Source organism: Listeria immobilis, assembly GCF_014322845.1.
Taxonomy (GTDB): Bacteria; Bacillota; Bacilli; order Lactobacillales; family Listeriaceae; genus Listeria; species Listeria immobilis.
The window spans coordinates 192,917-209,206 of sequence record NZ_JAASUA010000006.1 but is presented as its reverse complement, the minus strand read 5'-3'; the positions used below and the strand labels follow the sequence as shown (position 1 = coordinate 209,206).

Here is a 16,290-nt window from a genome sequence, read left to right as displayed (position 1 = left end):
GGTGACTTCACTAAAAATCCTAAGACCGGTGCAATTTCAAAAATGAAAGGTGGAGGGCATGGGCAAGATAATATTGATTTTTTGAGAAAAAATGGTATAGAAGTGAATATCGAAAAAACATATTCAAATGGTGTTAGAGTTGGTAATGTACCTTCGCATAAAACACCTTCTAAACGTACTGGAACTGGTCAATCATGGTTTCCAGAAAATTGGACAACAAAAGATATTGAGAGTGCTGGACAGCAAGTAGCAAGCCTTCCAGAATTTGCAAAAGCAAAAGATGGAGAAATTATATTTGGTGAGGTTAACGGAGTGAGAATAGGAGTAATAAAAACAAATGGAAAGATTGGTACCATTTTTCCAGATGGTACTAAACAGCCTTAATTTTGTATATTTAGAAGGAGGAAAGTTTATGAGTATTTCAGATGAAATTCAAGAAAACTTAAAAAAAAGAAGAAGTATAAATCAAGATGATGATTTTAGACTAGAACGAAGCTGGGAAGAATTAACAAATATTTTATCAAAGAATGAGGATGAAACAATTAAGTACTTGATGAATGGTTCTAAAGATGATGTATTATTGATTAGTTCTGTTTTTGACTATGTTTCCGAAAATTTACAAAGTAAGAAGTTTATATCTTGTTTGAGAGAACTAGATAAAAAGTATCCTGATTTGAAATTAACATCTTTTATTGATGATGCGGAAGATTATATTAAAGATAATTAAAAAATTAATTGAAAATGAGGCTGGGACAAAAGGGGTTCTAAAATGAAAAACAAGCAGAAATCATGTCTAATCCATTTTTCGAAATGGCTCTATACAATGATTTCTGCTTTTCGATTTTTCAACTTTTAGTGCTGAGCTTTAGTTTTGTCCCAGCCTCTTTTTTTGTTTCGGATAATTTTTTGAAAGTGTTTTTGGAGGCAGAGGTAATATTTTTTTGCAATCTTTTATAATAAAGAAAGTCGGCAATCTCCCAATAATGCTTGTTTGTCCATGCAAACATACCAATAATATGGTCTAAATATTGACGTTCTTCTTCTTCGTTCCCCTGTTGTTTAGCAAGCTAAACAAAGTGTGGTAAAATGTTGTTGTAGCAATGTTTTGCCTACATAATTTAATAGACAAGTCTCCCGCCCCAAGAAAGCCAGCGGAGCTGTGGATGATATATCTTGGAGTTTAAATAAAAATGGAGCAACTATAAATGGTCGTAAGTATTCTGGCCATGCTTTAGAAAGAATGGCTCCTGACACACCGGATATTCGAGCTCAATTGCATACTAGGGCACAAGAAATTGCTAAGGGTAAGGGATATGTTCCGGGAACAAGAAAATATAGCGATTTTATAAAAAAATATGTACAGCCAAGAAATATTCCACCATCAGTTATTGAAGACGCTATAAAAAATGGTGTGAAAACTGCAGGAAACCAAATAAATACATGGAAATTTGAAACTGGTGATGTTTCAGTTATAATTAATGATTTAGGTGATGTAATCACAGTAATACCTAAATAAAGGAGACAGATAAAAATGAAATATGATGAATTAGACTTGATGGAACTATTTCTATCTGAAAGTGAAAGTTTGACTGACAATGTAGGTGATGGCAATATAACGTATAAAATTAGCAAAGATGATTTTACTTTAACAATCTTTATAAGAACCTATGAAAACCAAATTAGTGTGTTCTTGACCTATAAAGAAAAAGATATTTTTTATGGAGATTTTGATAATGTCACTGAATTGAAAAAGGAAGATATATATTTGAGAGTTTTAAGAGAGAATAGTACAATTGCCAGTCTTTGTTTTGGAACAATGCTTTCAATAAGTATTGAAAATCAATAATTGGATTACTAAATAAAAAAAGCTCTTTACTACCTGATTGGTGTCGGGTAGTAAAGCCTTGATAGTAAGGTATACACTCACTAATCAAGTTGCCAGTAGTTAGTAGCTAACAAAAAGCTAGTTGTATTTATTGTAAAAAAAATTCAAAGGACTTTCTAGTCTTTTTGAATGTTTATTTGAAGGACAATCAGCTAAATTGTAGACTGTTGAAACGGTATTAGTGTGAAAACATTGATACCGTTTTTCGTGTATCAAAAATTAAAGGAGTGAAAGAAATGATTCAAACAGAAAATAAGTAAGAGCTCACCAGAAAATACCGTAAAACATGATAAATGGGCAGGAAAAGATGGTGGCTTAGGGAAAATGCTAGCCCAAGCAGAAGCAATGAAAGCCGAAGCAAAAGACTTTGACCCAGTGAAAGCAATAAAAGAAATAGCCGACCTCTTTACACCGATAGGAGACGGTGTTAGAGTTATGACTGGAGAAGACCCGATAACCGGAGACAAGCTATCATGGGGCGAACGAGGACTTTCTTTGTTATTTATCATTCCACCTATTAAAATAGGAAAATATGGGGCCAAAGGGTTTAAATTTGTTGCTGAAGGCGTAGAAGACCTAAATAAACTCAATAAAAAAGCAGATAAGGGGAAAGAGGTAGGAAAGAGTACGAAGAAAGCCAGTGGGGCTAACTCAATTATTACTCCAGAAATGGAAGAAAAAATCCTTTGGGGACAAAGGAAAAATCCTACTAAAAATGAAATAATTGGCGGGCATTCTTCAAGTATTAACAATAACCATCCAAACTTTGCAACTGAGACTATTAAAATTAATCCTGATGGTACAAAAGACATCAAAATTGTTACTCAATTTCCAGATGGAAATCTTTCTAAAATAAAAAATAGTACCGTTTTTCCAGATGGATGGAGTGATACTAAAATTTTAGATAGTATTAAGGATGTCGGGAACTCTCCTACAATCAGTGTTAGAGGACGAGACGGGGCAACATGGCATAGAGCAATTGTTGATGGTGTAGAGATAGATGTAGTTAAGCTAGGAGATAATATCGTAAGTGGTTATCCAACAGGAAAAGTAAATGCACCAATTCCAGGAGGATTTACTAAATAGAGGAGGAAAAAATAATGTATGAAAAAGTAGATGAAGTTTTATCTGAGAATAGTTCAGACAATTACTTTTTTGATGATGAATTTTTGTATGTACGAGAATTATTAAGTGGATTTACAGAAAATGATTGGAAAGATTTAACTCATAATTTAAATAATAAGGAAGATGAGTATAAAATTAGGTTAGCCTATTGTATTGATGAGGAAACAGGTATGAATGGCTTCAATGTATTATTAGAATTGCTACATGAAAATGATGAGGTAGTTGAATATGCTTTAGATTCATTACGTTCATTTGATGGAGAACCATATAGAAATTTGATTATTTCAGACAAGGCAATAATCGAAAAAGCAGAAAATTTATTGAAAAATGCTAGTTTACCAGTAAAACGAATTTTGGAAGCATTTTTACAACAAAATAAATAAAAAAGGCACTTTATCACGAGACTGGTAATCAAGTGATAAAGCCTTGACTAGTAAGAAGTAGACTCACTAATCAAGTTGCTAATAGCTAACCGAAGCTATTTGTATACAATGAAGAAATATTAAGGCAATTTACTAGTAAAAATTCGATAAATAATAAACAACCTACTATTTGGCAGGTTGTTTATTATTATAGATTAGTATCTCATTTATTCTCGGAAAATATGGGACCAAAGGATTTAAATTTGTAACAGAAGGCATAGAAGACCTAAATAAGCTCAATAAAAAAGCAGACAAGGGGAAAGAGGCTGAAAAAAGTACGAAGAAAGCCGATGGGGCTAAGGAAGTTGTTGGAGTTGGAAAAAGTTCTAAGATAAAACCATCATTATCTGAGGGAAGCAAACCTATCGGCGACTATTCACCTCCTAATTCTAGAGGTCTTATTAAACAGAATGAAACTGCTAATTTATTTGCTTCTAAAGGATATAAGACAGAGATGTTAGACGAAGTTTCTGGTGGAAATGGTTATGGAAAAAAACCTAATTCTAATCCAGACTTTTTAATAGATGATATGGTCTTTGATTGCTATTCTCCTAAAGGTGATACAAGTATCAAATGATAACCACTAGATAGTAAGCGCAGACCCAAATTTAGAAGAACAAACCACTTAAATTCGGTTTGTTCTTCTATTTGAATTCAAATTTTGTATGCCCATTTTGGCTTTAAAACCCATAAAAAACATGAAAAATACAAACTTAAAGCCATGCGTCGAGCACCTCAGTTCTCAAAGGTTAAACAATGAGAACTTTCTTTTTCCCCTATTTATAGACAAAAGGAAAGCCTTTTTACATAGCCAGTTAGCCATCTTATTCAGGCTTATGGTTGCAAAAGTAAGCAGTGTTATTTTCGATAGTCCGAGATAATTAGTCCATTTCATACCATGCTTTCCTTCTAAGATAACGTTTTTCCATTGGCTTATTTTCTTTGCGATATTGAAAATCTTATCATAATTAACTATGGTCAATAACCTTGCCTTATGGTAAAATCTTACAAGTACGGAAAAAATTTAATGCTACATAAAATACAGAAATCAAAGCAAAAGAAACATAGAGGGAGGACAAACTATGAAGAAATTTTCACGCTTCATACTTATAATGGCGATTGCATGTGTTGCCATGTTCATTTTCACAGGAAACGGGGTAAATGCAAAAGCGGCCGAAGAAACATACTTAATTGGAACTGATACAACCTTTGCCCCTTTTGAATTTGAGAAAAACGGTGAGCAAGTAGGGATTGATATGGATATCCTTAAAGCCATCGCCAAAGATCAAAATTTTGAATACGAGATTAAAGCAATGGGATTCAATGCAGCAGTTCAAGCGCTTGAAGCCAATCAAGTAGATGGTGTTATTGCTGGAATGAGTATTACCGATGAGCGAAAACAAAAATTTGATTTCTCTGATCCATACTTTGATTCCGGAGTTGTTATGGGAATTTTAAAAGATAACGACGAAATCAAAAGTTATGATGACTTAAAAGGGAAAAAAGTAGCTGTTAAAACAGGTACAGAAGGTTATGCCTTTGCAGAAAAAATTAAAGATAAATATGATTTTGATATTGTTGTTTTTGATGATTCAGCCCAAATGTATGATGATGTTAAAACAAGAAATTCCGTGGCATGTTTCGATGATTATCCTGTACTAGCTTATGGCGTTCAAACAGGAAACGGCTTAAAAATTGTTACTGAAAAAGAAAAAGGTAATTCTTATGGATTTGCTGTTAATAAAGGCAAAAACAAAGAACTACTAGAAAAATTCAATGCTGGTTTAGTAAATATCAAAGCAAGCGGTGAATATGATGATATTCTTAAAAGTTATTTAGGTAAAGATGCTGTAAAAGAAAACACCACAGAAAAAGGTTTTATGGGAATTATTAAATCTTCCTGGCCAGCGCTTTTAGCTGGAATGTGGTTAACCATTCGCTTAGCAGTTGTTTCATTAATTATTGCCTTTATTATTGGTATTACTTTTGGCTTTATGAAAGTTAGTAACAGCAAAATATTACGTGGAATTGCTACTGTTTATGTGGATATTTTCCGCGGAACGCCGCTAATTGTACAAGCATTCTTCTTTTATTTTGGTATTCCAGCAGCACTTGATTTTAGGATGCCAGTATTTCTAGCCGGGGTGATTGCACTTAGCTTAAACGCGGGAGCCTATATGGTTGAAATTGTACGTGGCGGAATTCAATCGGTCGACAAAGGCCAAATGGAAGCAGCTAGAAGTCTAGGTTTACCACATAAAAAAGCGATGTTAAAAGTCGTTTTACCACAAGCTATTCGAATGATGATTCCATCCTTTATTAATCAGTTCGTTATCACTTTAAAAGATACCTCGATTATGTCAGCAATTGGCTTAGTCGAACTAACACAATCTGGAAAAATTATCATGGCGCGTACCTTTGAAAGTACATGGACATGGCTTATCATTGGAATCATGTACCTGATTGTAATTACCATTTTAACAAAAGTGTCGGATCGTTTAGAAAGGAGATTACGAAATGACTAAATTAAAAGTAACAGGACTAAAAAAGAATTTTGGTGCCAATGAAGTACTAAAAGGAATTGATATAGAAGTCAAAGAAGGCGAAGTAGTTTGTGTCATTGGACCTTCTGGATCTGGGAAAAGTACGTTCCTTCGCTGTATGAACAACTTAGAAGAAATTACAGCTGGTGAAGTGATTGTGGATGATTTCAATATTACAAATAAAAAAGTAGATATTAATAAAGTTCGTGAAAATATTGGAATGGTTTTTCAACATTTTAACTTATTTCCACATTTATCTGTTTTAGAAAATATCACGCTTGCTCCTGTAGAATTAAAAAAAATGGATAAAGAGGAAGCGAAAAGTAATGCGCTCCGTTTATTAGAACAAGTTGGTCTAAAAGAAAAAGCAGAGGAGTTCCCAAGTCAACTATCTGGGGGACAAAAGCAACGAGTCGCCATTGCAAGAGCTCTTGCAATGGACCCAGATATTATGTTGTTTGATGAACCAACTTCTGCCCTTGACCCAGAAATGGTCGGTGAAGTACTAGGGGTTATGAAAGAGCTAGCTAAAGGCGGAATGACAATGATGATTGTAACGCACGAAATGGGCTTTGCTCGTGAAGTTGGTGATCGTGTCATCTTTATGGATGGCGGCTATATCGTGGAGGAAGGCAAACCAGTAGATATTTTCGATCATCCAACAAATCCAAGAACTATAAGTTTCTTAGATAAAGTACTATAAAATAAATCGTATAAAAACAGAAATTCTCGTTGTAAATCGAGAATTTCTGTTTTTTTGTTTTAAACAACATTTAATTCTCCGCTGAGAATATTTATAAAATCACTAAAATGGCTTTATACCAATATTCAAGTGTTTTTAATCCACTAATCAAATGCGCGACCTTCACAACTTAGACAAAAAAACGCCTTTTTTGCAATTTTTTTCGGTTTTAGCTTCTTTTTTTATTCGCAAATTCCTCTAAAATAAATATTGTCCGATAAATCAATTAGATACTTTATTTTTGAAATGACAGATATTTTTATTATAAGGAGACTAAAACATGGAATAGTAGTTACATTTCACCAAAGCATTAAAATAATATCTACTATAAATCAAATCTAATAGTAAATAAAACTTTCTAAAGCTGATAATAAAGCAAGAAATGATATTGAAAGGAAGATGATTCAATGAAAAAAAGCCTTTTTAGTTATTTGTTTGTAAGTGTTTTATTTCTTACAAGTCTTTTAGCAGGTGGTTCAGTAGCACTTGCTGATGAAACTGATTCAAGCAAAGTCACTTATGATTATGTGGATATTAGTACCTTAACAGATGAACAAAAAAACAGTATTACAAAAGGAACTCCAAGTGAAATATACGCGAATGATTTAGAAAACTACCTATTTGTATATCAAAAAAATGCTTCGGACACTTCGACTAGTACTAACAACGATACAAATAGTACCGAAAATAATGATTCAACAGCTACCACAAATAATAATCCAATTCGTACTTCAGAATCACCAACAAATGTAGCTGGTGAATCAAAAGGTAATGCACAATTAGCTGAAAGTAAGAGCGGGAATGCGAATAATAGTATACAAGCTTCTACAAGCTCAGCTGATAAATCCGCTGATCCATATAGTTTATTAAAAACTGGAGATACTGGCATTAGCGCATATATCATTATTCTCGGAGTTCTAATGGTTGTAGGTGGAATTACTCTCCTAAGTTGGAAAAAAAGATATTCCAAACAAATTTTATTATTTATAGCTATAATAGGTGGAAGCAGCTTATTAGTAAGTTCCTTCGCACAAGCGGCAGAAAATAGTCATTTGAAACCACAAGAAAGTATAATCTCAACTAAAGGTGCAACAGAAACGAAAAAACCAGCAGCGATTACTGGTTATACGTATGTTGGCTATATTCATACATCTGAAAACAATAACACGCCGACTCCAACACAAGAAGGAATCGTAACTGTTAATTATCAAGATGAAAATGGCAGCACTTTAGCACCTAGTGAGACATTAACAGGAGCTATAGGAGATACATTTAATACGACACAAAAAGATATAGACGGGTATAACTATAAAAAAGTTCTTGGTGACACGAGTGGAAGTTTCACGAAAGAATCACAAGAAGTAACTTATATCTATGAAAAACAAGCAGTATCAGCAGGAACCGTTACAGTAAAATACGTTGATACAGCTGGAAACGTTATACACGCTCCGCAAACTATTGACGGAAATGTGGGCGAAAGCTATGATACAACAACGGATGCCTATCAACCGAAAATTGCAGGGCTTAAACTAGATAGTACTAGATTGCCTAATAATGCAACAGGGACACTTTCTAACCAAGCACAAGAAATAGTCTATGTGTATCGAGAGTTAAAAGATGTTAAAATTACGATTAAATTTGTTGATAAATATGGAAATCCTTTTGTTGTAGAAGACCTGTCAACGTTTAAAAATGGCGATTTTATTCCTCTTTATCCAAATTTAGATAAGTACCAAGTAAAACTAGATTATAATCAGCAAACATATAATCAAAACGAACAAGTTGGTGATATAGTTATTCAAAGTAAGGAAGATGAAACTTATTCCTTACCAAAACGAGTTTACTTTAATATTATAGATGATAAAGGAAATCCGGTGGAGTACCTCATTTCACAAGACCCGGATGATGGGGCTAGTGGAATTATGTTTTGGTACAATCGCCAAAATATCTCAACTAATTATGAAGGAACACTATCTACTGAGGATGTAGTGGTCACTTATCAAATCGAAGGATATGCTGTCGGTTTCCCTGCACCATAAACAGTAAATAAATGATGCGAAAAGCAGAAACTCTCTTTATTTTATAGAGAGTTTTTGTGTGTCTAAATTGCTAGCCAGATTAATTTAGCTAAGCAGAAAAAACGCGGAAATTATTTTTAGTATCGAGTTTATTACAAAGAAAGCTAATAGGGATGAGTTTTTCCTTTATATTGAGGAAGAAATAAGCGATAAAATTCGGTTTTCAAACGCTTTCTTGAAAAAAATCGTGTAAATAGGTTAGTTTATGAAGAAATAGGGTATTTTTAAGAAAGATAATATGTTAAAGTAAAGAAAGAGAGAAAGAAATAAATGAGAATGAAAACAAATTTTAAAAGATGGAGTGATGAGCTTGGATAATAAACAAAAAGACTTAAATCAAGTAATCCGTCAGCTTAAAGAAAAAGGCATTGTAGTCGAAAAAACAAAATCACGAAAAGATATTTGGCAATCTGTTAGTAGCAAAGCGCTTCCTAACATGACACTTCGATTGCAGTAAAAGAAAAAGTGAAAGATTTTTTATATGCATTTAAATCGTCCTATGTATCCAAAAAGACACAAGGAGGCTTGGTTTTCATATAAATTATCTTCACTTTTTTTATTTGTCATCAATTAGTCACTTAGTTTTGATGTTTCTGTTATCCTTTTTAGCTAGAAATGTTGTATGATGGATAAGGAAGGCTTTTACCTATTAATAGAAAATAGAATTAGAGTGAGGCAAATACATGAAAAAAGAAGCGATAAATCAACAATCTATTTATGTTCATATTGATCATGTTATTAATAATGTAGCGACAAGTGGTATTTCTTTTTGCGATTTCTTAAATGGAGTCGGCCAGCCGCCCGAAAATATTTTGCTAATTAAACACAAAATAGAAGATGCATCATATAATGCCCATACAGCTTTTTACTATTTGGAACCAAATGATTTAGCAAATATATCCAAAGAAAATTTTAGTCCGCTTTGTTGGATTGATTTTGAAGATGTAGAACTTTTGAATCAATTAACCCCTCAAGAAGTAGCGGAAATGCTATATTTAGCACATACAGGGCGTCATTTGCGGTCTCCGTTTTACTATAAGTTGCAAAATAATTTTGTTTACTTAACGAAAGAGGATGGACGTTATAATAAAGTCTATTATCGCAATTTAAACCATTTTTATATGTTACTTAGTTTTGTTATAGCTCGAAAAACAACAGAACTCGTAAATGAAAAATCATTTTTATCGTTTGGAAAGAAAAAATATATTGCAGAACCACCAGTTGAATTATTGAAAAAAATGGCGGAATATTTCCGTGACGGTGCCTGTATTGCTTTTGAAAACATTATTAAAACACGCACGCAAATTGAAGTTCCAATTGGCATAGGATTAAAAGAAGAAATGACAGAACTTGAAAACAGTGCAATTATACATTACGAAAAAGAAGTAGCAAAACTAGTATATGATTTAAAGCAAAATGAATGGAATTATATCGAATTATAAAAAATCAAACTTTTTCCTTTACGTTTGGTTTTTTATTTGCTATTATATAACTAATGAACGTTAGTTAGGAGGAAATCTTATGACAAAAAAATTAGTAAAAGAGACCGCATTAGCCCTTTTTGCCGAGAAAGGCTATGATGGTACTGCTCTTTCCGAAATAGCAAAAGCAGTAGGGATTAAGACGCCATCTTTATATGCTCATTTTTCGTCAAAAGAGGCACTTTTTTTAGAAGTATATCAAGATAGCATCCAAACAGAGCTAAAAGAACTTCAACAAGTGGCACTAAATGAAGATTTGTTTGGAGTAGAGAAACTTCGGAAAATATTTTTTGTTGCAACAGATTTTTCGAGTAATCCAGATGAGAAGAAATTTTTTCAACGAGCTGTTTTTTATCCACCAAAGTCACTTTTTAAAGAATTAAAAGAAGAGACAAAGACTTACGAACAATTAACGAACGATATTTTAAGAGAAACATTAAAACAAATTGCAACAGAAGCTACTTTAGTGAGATGGATGCATGTGTTTTATGCACTCCTAGATGGGCTTAGTGTAGAGCATGGGATTTATGATGAAACGGAATTTGAGCTTCGCCGAGAATCCGCTTGGGAAGTTCTCGAAGGTTTGCTTAAATAAATTGGAGGTAATAACATTGGCTTGGTTTTATTTGATTTTAGCAGGATTGTCAGAGATAGTTTGGGCTTTTGGACTAAAAGAATCACACGGTTTTACTATGCTTGGGTGGAGTCTTTTAACTGTAGCCTTTTTAATAGTTAGTTTTTGGTTGTTTTCAATTGCGATGAGACATATTCCAATTGGTACGGCATACGCTATTTTTACAGGGATTGGAGCAGCAGGGACCGCAATTGTCGGAATGGTGTTTCTTTCAGAAGGTGTTTCTTTTTGGAAAATTGTATCGCTCATTGTTTTATTGGTAGGAATTATTGGCTTAAAATTAGTCGATGGTAGCGAGCCGGAAAAGGATGGTAGATAAAAATGGATTGGTTATTCTTATTTATTGCAGGATTATGTGAAATGGTATTTGTGGTTATGTTAAAGCTATCAGAAGGTTTTAAACGAGTTGGATATGCCATTTTAACGGTTATCTTTATGTCAGGCAGCTTCTTCCTATTATCATTAGCGCTTAAAACAATTCCCATTGGGACAGGTTATGCTATTTGGACAGGAATTGGCGCTGTCGGAAGTGTTGTTTTAGGAATGCTGGTGTTTAAGGAACGTAAAAGTGTTGGCAAAATATTATTTATTACAATGATTATCGCTGGTGTCGTTGGCTTAAAATTAACATCTGGCGTTTAATAAGGTAGGTTGAAAAAGTCCTTTTTCGAGTAAGAGAACATTTGTCTTACTTAAAAAAGAAGATTTTTTCAACCTATTTTTTAGTTATGCCTTTTCATCTTGCTAAAACATGGTAAAATAGATAAAGCGAATAATGACGGAGGGGTATTATGAAAACCAAGTTAATTTTACTATACGGCGGAAAATCTGCAGAACATGAGGTTTCTTTACAAACAGCATTTTCTCTAATTAATGCACTGGATTTAAACAAATTTGAAGCACAACCAATATATATTACAAATGAAGGAGAATGGGTACAAGGCCCGCTTCTAGAAGGAAAATTAGATTTTGTAGAGCAATTGCGTTTTGAGGTAGCAGATAAGGTGGAATTAGCTTTAACAGAAACCGAAAAATCAGCGGGAGAACTTATTAGTCCAGCTGTCTTACAAGCAGACGGTCAAGAAACAGTAGTATTTCCTTTATTGCATGGACCAAACGGGGAAGATGGTACGGTACAAGGGCTATTTGAAGTTTTAAATATTCCTTATGTAGGGAATGGCGTGCTTGCTTCATCCGCAGCAATGGATAAAATTGTTATGAAAAAAATCTTTGCTGATGCGGCAATTCCTCAAGTTCCCGCAGTGGCTGTTCGACAAATTGATTGGAATAACTTTAAAGATGAAATGGTTAGTGAAATGGAAGAAGTACTTGAATATCCAGTTTTTGTTAAACCAGCAAACCTTGGTTCAAGTGTTGGTATTAGCAAGGCTACCAATAAACAAGAATTAACTGAAGCGATGACTGAAGCATTTTTATATGATCGTCGTGTTGTTGTTGAACAGGGTGTCATTGCACGCGAAATTGAAATGGGTGTTCTTGGAAATGATACGCCGATTTGTTCTGTGCCAGGAGAGATATTGCCAGAAGGTGCGGTAGCGAAGTTTTATGACTATAAAGCGAAATATCAAGATAACAATACAACATTAATTATTCCGACTGAGGTAGATCCTGAAATATTGGAACAAATGAAAGAATATGCTATTCAAGCGTTCTTAGGACTAGATGCTAGTGGACTTGTTCGAGCAGATTTCTTTTTAACTGACGACAACCAATTGTTTTTAAATGAAGTAAATACAATGCCAGGTTTTACACCTTATAGCATGTACCCACTTTTATGGCAGGAAACAGGTTTGCCTTATCCAGCGTTAATTGAACGATTAGTAGATTTAGCAAAAGAACGCCATGCAGCAAAAAATGCACTTAAATATAAATTAGAAGACTAAAATAAGCAGAAGGCAGTTTTCAACTAAGGAAGCTGCTTTTTTATGGAAGCGAGCGATTGAATTTGAAAAAAACAGTAGGCGAAGTAGTAGCAATGTTAGATAATTCTATTCATACAGATGCATTTCGCGATGTCGTTATTACTGGTGTTTGCTTTGACACAAGGCAAATAAAGCCAGGCGATTTATTTGTCCCTTTTGTAGGTAATTTGCGTGATGGGCACGAGTTTGTAGGGCAAGCGCGAGAAATGGGTGCTGTTGCAAGTTTTTGGCAGAAAGATATTCCTAATCCGCCGACTGATTTTCCAGTTATTTTAGTGGAGGATACTTTACTTGCACTTCAAGAGTTAGCGATGAAGTATATACAAGAAGTAAAGCCAAAAGTTATTGCTATCACTGGAAGTAACGGGAAAACAACGACAAAAGATATTATGGCTGCGATGGTAGAGACTACGTATAAAGTTCATTATACTGGCGGGAATTTCAATAATCATATCGGATTGCCATATACGATTTTAACTATGCCAGAAGATACAGAAGTGGCTGTGCTTGAAATGGGCATGAATCACCGTCATGAAATTGAAGTATTATCCAAAATTGCCAAACCAGATATTGCCATTATTACCAATATTGGAGAAGCGCATATTGAATATTTAGGATCACGTTTAGAAATTGCAAAAGCCAAATTAGAAATAACTGCTGGACTTAATCCGAGTGGGATTTTAATTTATCCATATGAAGAAACCTTGCTATTAAGCCATATTGAAGGTGACTTTAGACAGTTAACTTTCGGTAAATCAAATGATGCTGAAATTTATCCGTTAGAAATTCGTGCGGAAACAGAAGGAACAGCATTTATAACCAATTGGGAACCTGATTTAGAGATATTTGTTCCGATTATCGGGGAGCATAACGTATTTAATACTATGGCAGCAATGCTCGCAGCAAGAGAAATTGGGATAGAAGGCAAGAAGATTCAAACAGCTTTAAAGAATATGGAACGCTCAAAAAGCCGCTTAGAATGGTTAACAGCAAAAAATGGCGCAAGAATTTTAAACGATGCGTATAATTCTAGTCCAACAGCACTTAAAACAGTTTTAAAAACATTTATGCATATGGATTCAAAAGGAAAGCCAAAGTATTTAGTTCTTGCGGATATGCTAGAATTAGGTGAATTATCTGAGCAACTGCACCAAGAGTCTGCGGAAGTGCTTGAAAACGGAACGATTGAGAAGATATTTTTATTAGGAGATGCAATGAAAGCTTTTGAATCTGTGGCAAAAACAAAAATTGGTCAGGAAAAAGTTCAACATTTTGACACGAAGGAATCGCTTGAAACAGCACTTCTTCATGATATAAGCGGAAATGAATGGATACTGGTCAAAGGTTCTTATGGAATGGGCTTGAAAGATGTAGTAGAAAATCTTATTATTAAGTGACGAATAAATTTGGACATACCAATATGGTCAATGCACAGGTAATAATTTGAACAGGAGGAAAGGCATAATGGTTGCTTGTCTATGTATTCATGGTTTTACAGGTTCGCCAAAAGAGGTGAAGCCACTCGCTGATTATTTGCGGGAGCACACAGATTGGGATATACTTACGCCCACTTTGCCAGGCCATGATCACCTGCGCCACTTAAAAAATGTGACATATAAAGATTGGCTTGTTTTTGTAGACAGTATTTTAAGTCAACTTTTAAAAGAAGACGAAGAAGTATATATTATTGGTTTTTCAATGGGTGGTTTGCTTGCTGGATGGCTTGCGAGGCACTACCCGGAAGTGAAAAAACTAGTGTTACTTAGTACTGCAGTAAATGCGATGGAATGGCCGCAAATTATTGGGAATTCCAAACAAGTATTAGCAGAAGCAAAAGAAGTCACATTAAAAAATAGTCCGATGTTCAAACGCTATCAAAAGAAAATGACAGAGACTCCGTGGACTTCCGCGCTTCAATTTCAAAAAATGGTAGCTTTAGCAAAACCTGTTTTTGAACATATTGAAATTCCAACTTTTATTGCGCAGGGTAGTAATGATTCGGTTGTTCCTGTCGAAAAAAGTGTTAACTTCTTAATGGAAAGCATTCCAGGACCAAAAGAACTTTTCATTTTGGAAGGGGCAGATCACGTTATTTGTCAGGATAAGCAAGCGGAGCAACTTTTTGAAGCTGTATGGAGATTTTTACAAAAAGACTTTGCCATATTAAAAACAAATTAATAAAAACGATTCAGCTTATCATTGCTGAATCGTTTTTTTATTTGTATTAACAGAGTCTCGTACAATTAAATTCGTCGCCAGAGCCAGATGAACATAGCCTTCTTCTGGTTTTCTTATGCGGTTATACATTAATTCTACTGCTTTTTCACCCATAAATGCTAAATTAGTGCACATAGTTGTGAGTGGTGGCTTGCTTAGTACAGTAAACTCCGTATTGTCAAAACAAATAATCGATAAGTCTTTCGGAATGGTATAGCCTTTTGATTGTAAATAAGTATTTAAAATAAATCCTAGCCCTGAGTTGACACAAAACCAGGCTGTTGGCAGTTCATCCAGTTCATCCAACGTTTTATAGAGACTCATCTGCTCTTCTTTAATACGAGTGATAGCATATTTTTTATTAAACGGAATTTGATAGTGCGTTAGTGCTTTTTTATAGCCTTCCAATCGTTCTTCATAACTTGGAGAAAAAGTAATATCTCCTAAAAATCCAATTTTTTGATGGTTATTTTGAATTAAATACTCCACTGCTGTAAAGGCGCCATCTTTATTTTGGCTAATAACAGCATCGGCTTTTAAATGAGGATCATGGTGATCAATAAGTACCACAGGCATCCCGAGCTCGATAACTTGTTTGCTATAGTCTGTGCTAATATGCGACAGCAAGAAAATACCAGTCCAGTTCTGATTGGTCAATTGTTCAGGAAGTTGTTTTAGGCTAGCTTCCTCGTCTGTTACGGTAAAAATAACAAGCTCTCCTTGCCTGGCGATAATGCTTTGTTTCATATTATCAATAATCTCTCCAAAAAAACTTCGCTGTGATAGCGCGAATGAGGTTGCAAGTAATGCGAATTTTTCTTTTACGACTTCTCTAGCTATTTCTTTTTTATATTTATAACCAAGTTCATCAGCCATTTTAAAAACAGCTAATTTGGTTTGTTCGCTGACACCATTTTTATTTCCTAGAGCTTGTGACACGGAATTTTTTGTTATATTCAACCTGTCAGCAATATCTTGCATTGTCACTTTCTTCATTTTTTCCCCCTCCATGTTTCCTATTTTATTCTATTATAGAAGTTAATTCACAAAATAGCAAAAATTTTATAATTAAAAAGTAATGTTATAAATAATTTTGTTGTGTATTGTTCTAGTTGTTGTGTGAATGTTTGTGTAGATAGGGTTATTAAAAGTAATTATTGACATTACAAAAATGTAATGTGATAATGTAATCGTAATCAAGCGCTTACAATTACAAAAAA

At 34.1% G+C, this 16,290-nt stretch carries 19 protein-coding genes; 18 read left to right on the top strand and 1 reads right to left on the bottom strand.

Going from position 1 to position 16,290, the window contains the following annotated elements; genetic code table 11:
- The 18 genes from HCJ45_RS09910 to HCJ45_RS09830 all read left to right on the top strand — a co-directional run.
- The coding region (locus HCJ45_RS09910; protein WP_246456542.1) for an EndoU domain-containing protein at positions 1–384 on the top strand (384 nt) is incomplete at its 5' end.
- A 28-nt stretch (positions 385–412) separates the two neighbouring features.
- The gene (locus tag HCJ45_RS09905) at positions 413–727 is read left to right on the top strand and encodes a hypothetical protein (RefSeq protein ID WP_187124693.1); all 315 of its coding nucleotides are present in this window, start codon (positions 413–415) and stop codon (positions 725–727) included.
- 432 nt (positions 728–1,159) lie between these two features.
- Positions 1,160–1,516: a hypothetical protein gene (locus tag HCJ45_RS09900; RefSeq protein ID WP_343068886.1), complete on the top strand. Its 357-nt coding sequence runs from the start codon at positions 1,160–1,162 to the stop codon at positions 1,514–1,516.
- A gap of 15 nt (positions 1,517–1,531) precedes the next feature.
- Positions 1,532–1,846 carry a hypothetical protein gene (locus HCJ45_RS09895; protein WP_187124692.1) on the top strand — a complete coding sequence of 105 codons (315 nt, stop codon included), beginning with the start codon at positions 1,532–1,534 and terminating at the stop codon, positions 1,844–1,846.
- 363 nt (positions 1,847–2,209) lie between these two features.
- Positions 2,210–2,971 (top strand): EndoU domain-containing protein, encoded by a 762-nt coding sequence (locus HCJ45_RS09890; protein WP_187124691.1) that lies wholly within the window; start codon positions 2,210–2,212, stop codon positions 2,969–2,971.
- A 14-nt stretch (positions 2,972–2,985) separates the two neighbouring features.
- Positions 2,986–3,393 (top strand): hypothetical protein, encoded by a 408-nt coding sequence (locus HCJ45_RS09885; protein WP_187124690.1) that lies wholly within the window; start codon positions 2,986–2,988, stop codon positions 3,391–3,393.
- Positions 3,394–3,886: 493 nt separating this feature from the next.
- Positions 3,887–4,009: a hypothetical protein gene (locus HCJ45_RS15050; RefSeq protein WP_281384478.1), complete on the top strand. Its 123-nt coding sequence runs from the start codon at positions 3,887–3,889 to the stop codon at positions 4,007–4,009.
- Between the two features lie 505 nt (positions 4,010–4,514).
- Positions 4,515–5,957 (top strand): amino acid ABC transporter substrate-binding protein/permease, encoded by a 1,443-nt coding sequence (locus tag HCJ45_RS09880; RefSeq protein ID WP_187124689.1) that lies wholly within the window; start codon positions 4,515–4,517, stop codon positions 5,955–5,957.
- Entirely contained in the window at positions 5,950–6,678 is a 729-nt protein-coding gene (locus HCJ45_RS09875; RefSeq protein WP_187124688.1) for an amino acid ABC transporter ATP-binding protein, read from the top strand. Before HCJ45_RS09880 ends, HCJ45_RS09875 begins: the two co-directional genes overlap by 8 nt.
- 446 nt (positions 6,679–7,124) lie before the next feature.
- On the top strand, positions 7,125–8,756 hold the full coding sequence (locus tag HCJ45_RS09870; RefSeq protein WP_187124687.1) for a MucBP domain-containing protein: 1,632 nt from the start codon (positions 7,125–7,127) through the stop codon (positions 8,754–8,756).
- A 349-nt stretch (positions 8,757–9,105) separates the two neighbouring features.
- A complete protein-coding gene (locus HCJ45_RS09865) occupies positions 9,106–9,252 on the top strand; it encodes an Lmo0850 family protein (RefSeq protein WP_187124686.1) in 147 nt (48 codons plus the stop codon).
- 226 nt (positions 9,253–9,478) lie between these two features.
- Entirely contained in the window at positions 9,479–10,237 is a 759-nt protein-coding gene (locus tag HCJ45_RS09860; protein WP_185380980.1) for a hypothetical protein, read from the top strand.
- Between the two features lie 79 nt (positions 10,238–10,316).
- Positions 10,317–10,871: a TetR/AcrR family transcriptional regulator gene (locus HCJ45_RS09855; protein ID WP_187124685.1), complete on the top strand. Its 555-nt coding sequence runs from the start codon at positions 10,317–10,319 to the stop codon at positions 10,869–10,871.
- A gap of 16 nt (positions 10,872–10,887) precedes the next feature.
- Positions 10,888–11,229, top strand: a complete 342-nt coding sequence (locus HCJ45_RS09850; RefSeq protein ID WP_185348522.1) for a DMT family transporter — start codon at positions 10,888–10,890, stop codon at positions 11,227–11,229.
- Positions 11,230–11,231: 2 nt separating this feature from the next.
- Positions 11,232–11,552, top strand: coding sequence for a DMT family transporter (locus HCJ45_RS09845; protein ID WP_187124684.1), 321 nt, complete (start codon positions 11,232–11,234; stop codon positions 11,550–11,552).
- A gap of 149 nt (positions 11,553–11,701) precedes the next feature.
- Complete coding sequence (locus tag HCJ45_RS09840; RefSeq protein WP_187124683.1) at positions 11,702–12,814, top strand: D-alanine--D-alanine ligase; 1,113 nt, start codon at positions 11,702–11,704, stop codon at positions 12,812–12,814.
- Between the two features lie 62 nt (positions 12,815–12,876).
- Positions 12,877–14,250 (top strand): UDP-N-acetylmuramoyl-tripeptide--D-alanyl-D-alanine ligase, encoded by a 1,374-nt coding sequence (locus HCJ45_RS09835; RefSeq protein ID WP_185348519.1) that lies wholly within the window; start codon positions 12,877–12,879, stop codon positions 14,248–14,250.
- A gap of 67 nt (positions 14,251–14,317) precedes the next feature.
- Positions 14,318–15,031, top strand: coding sequence for an alpha/beta hydrolase (locus HCJ45_RS09830; RefSeq protein WP_187124682.1), 714 nt, complete (start codon positions 14,318–14,320; stop codon positions 15,029–15,031).
- An 18-nt stretch (positions 15,032–15,049) separates the two neighbouring features.
- Here HCJ45_RS09830 and HCJ45_RS09825 read toward each other — a convergent pair whose 3' ends face one another.
- The gene (locus HCJ45_RS09825; RefSeq protein ID WP_187124681.1) at positions 15,050–16,066 is read right to left on the bottom strand and encodes a substrate-binding domain-containing protein; all 1,017 of its coding nucleotides are present in this window, start codon (positions 16,064–16,066) and stop codon (positions 15,050–15,052) included.
- Positions 16,067–16,290: the final 224 nt, after the last annotated feature.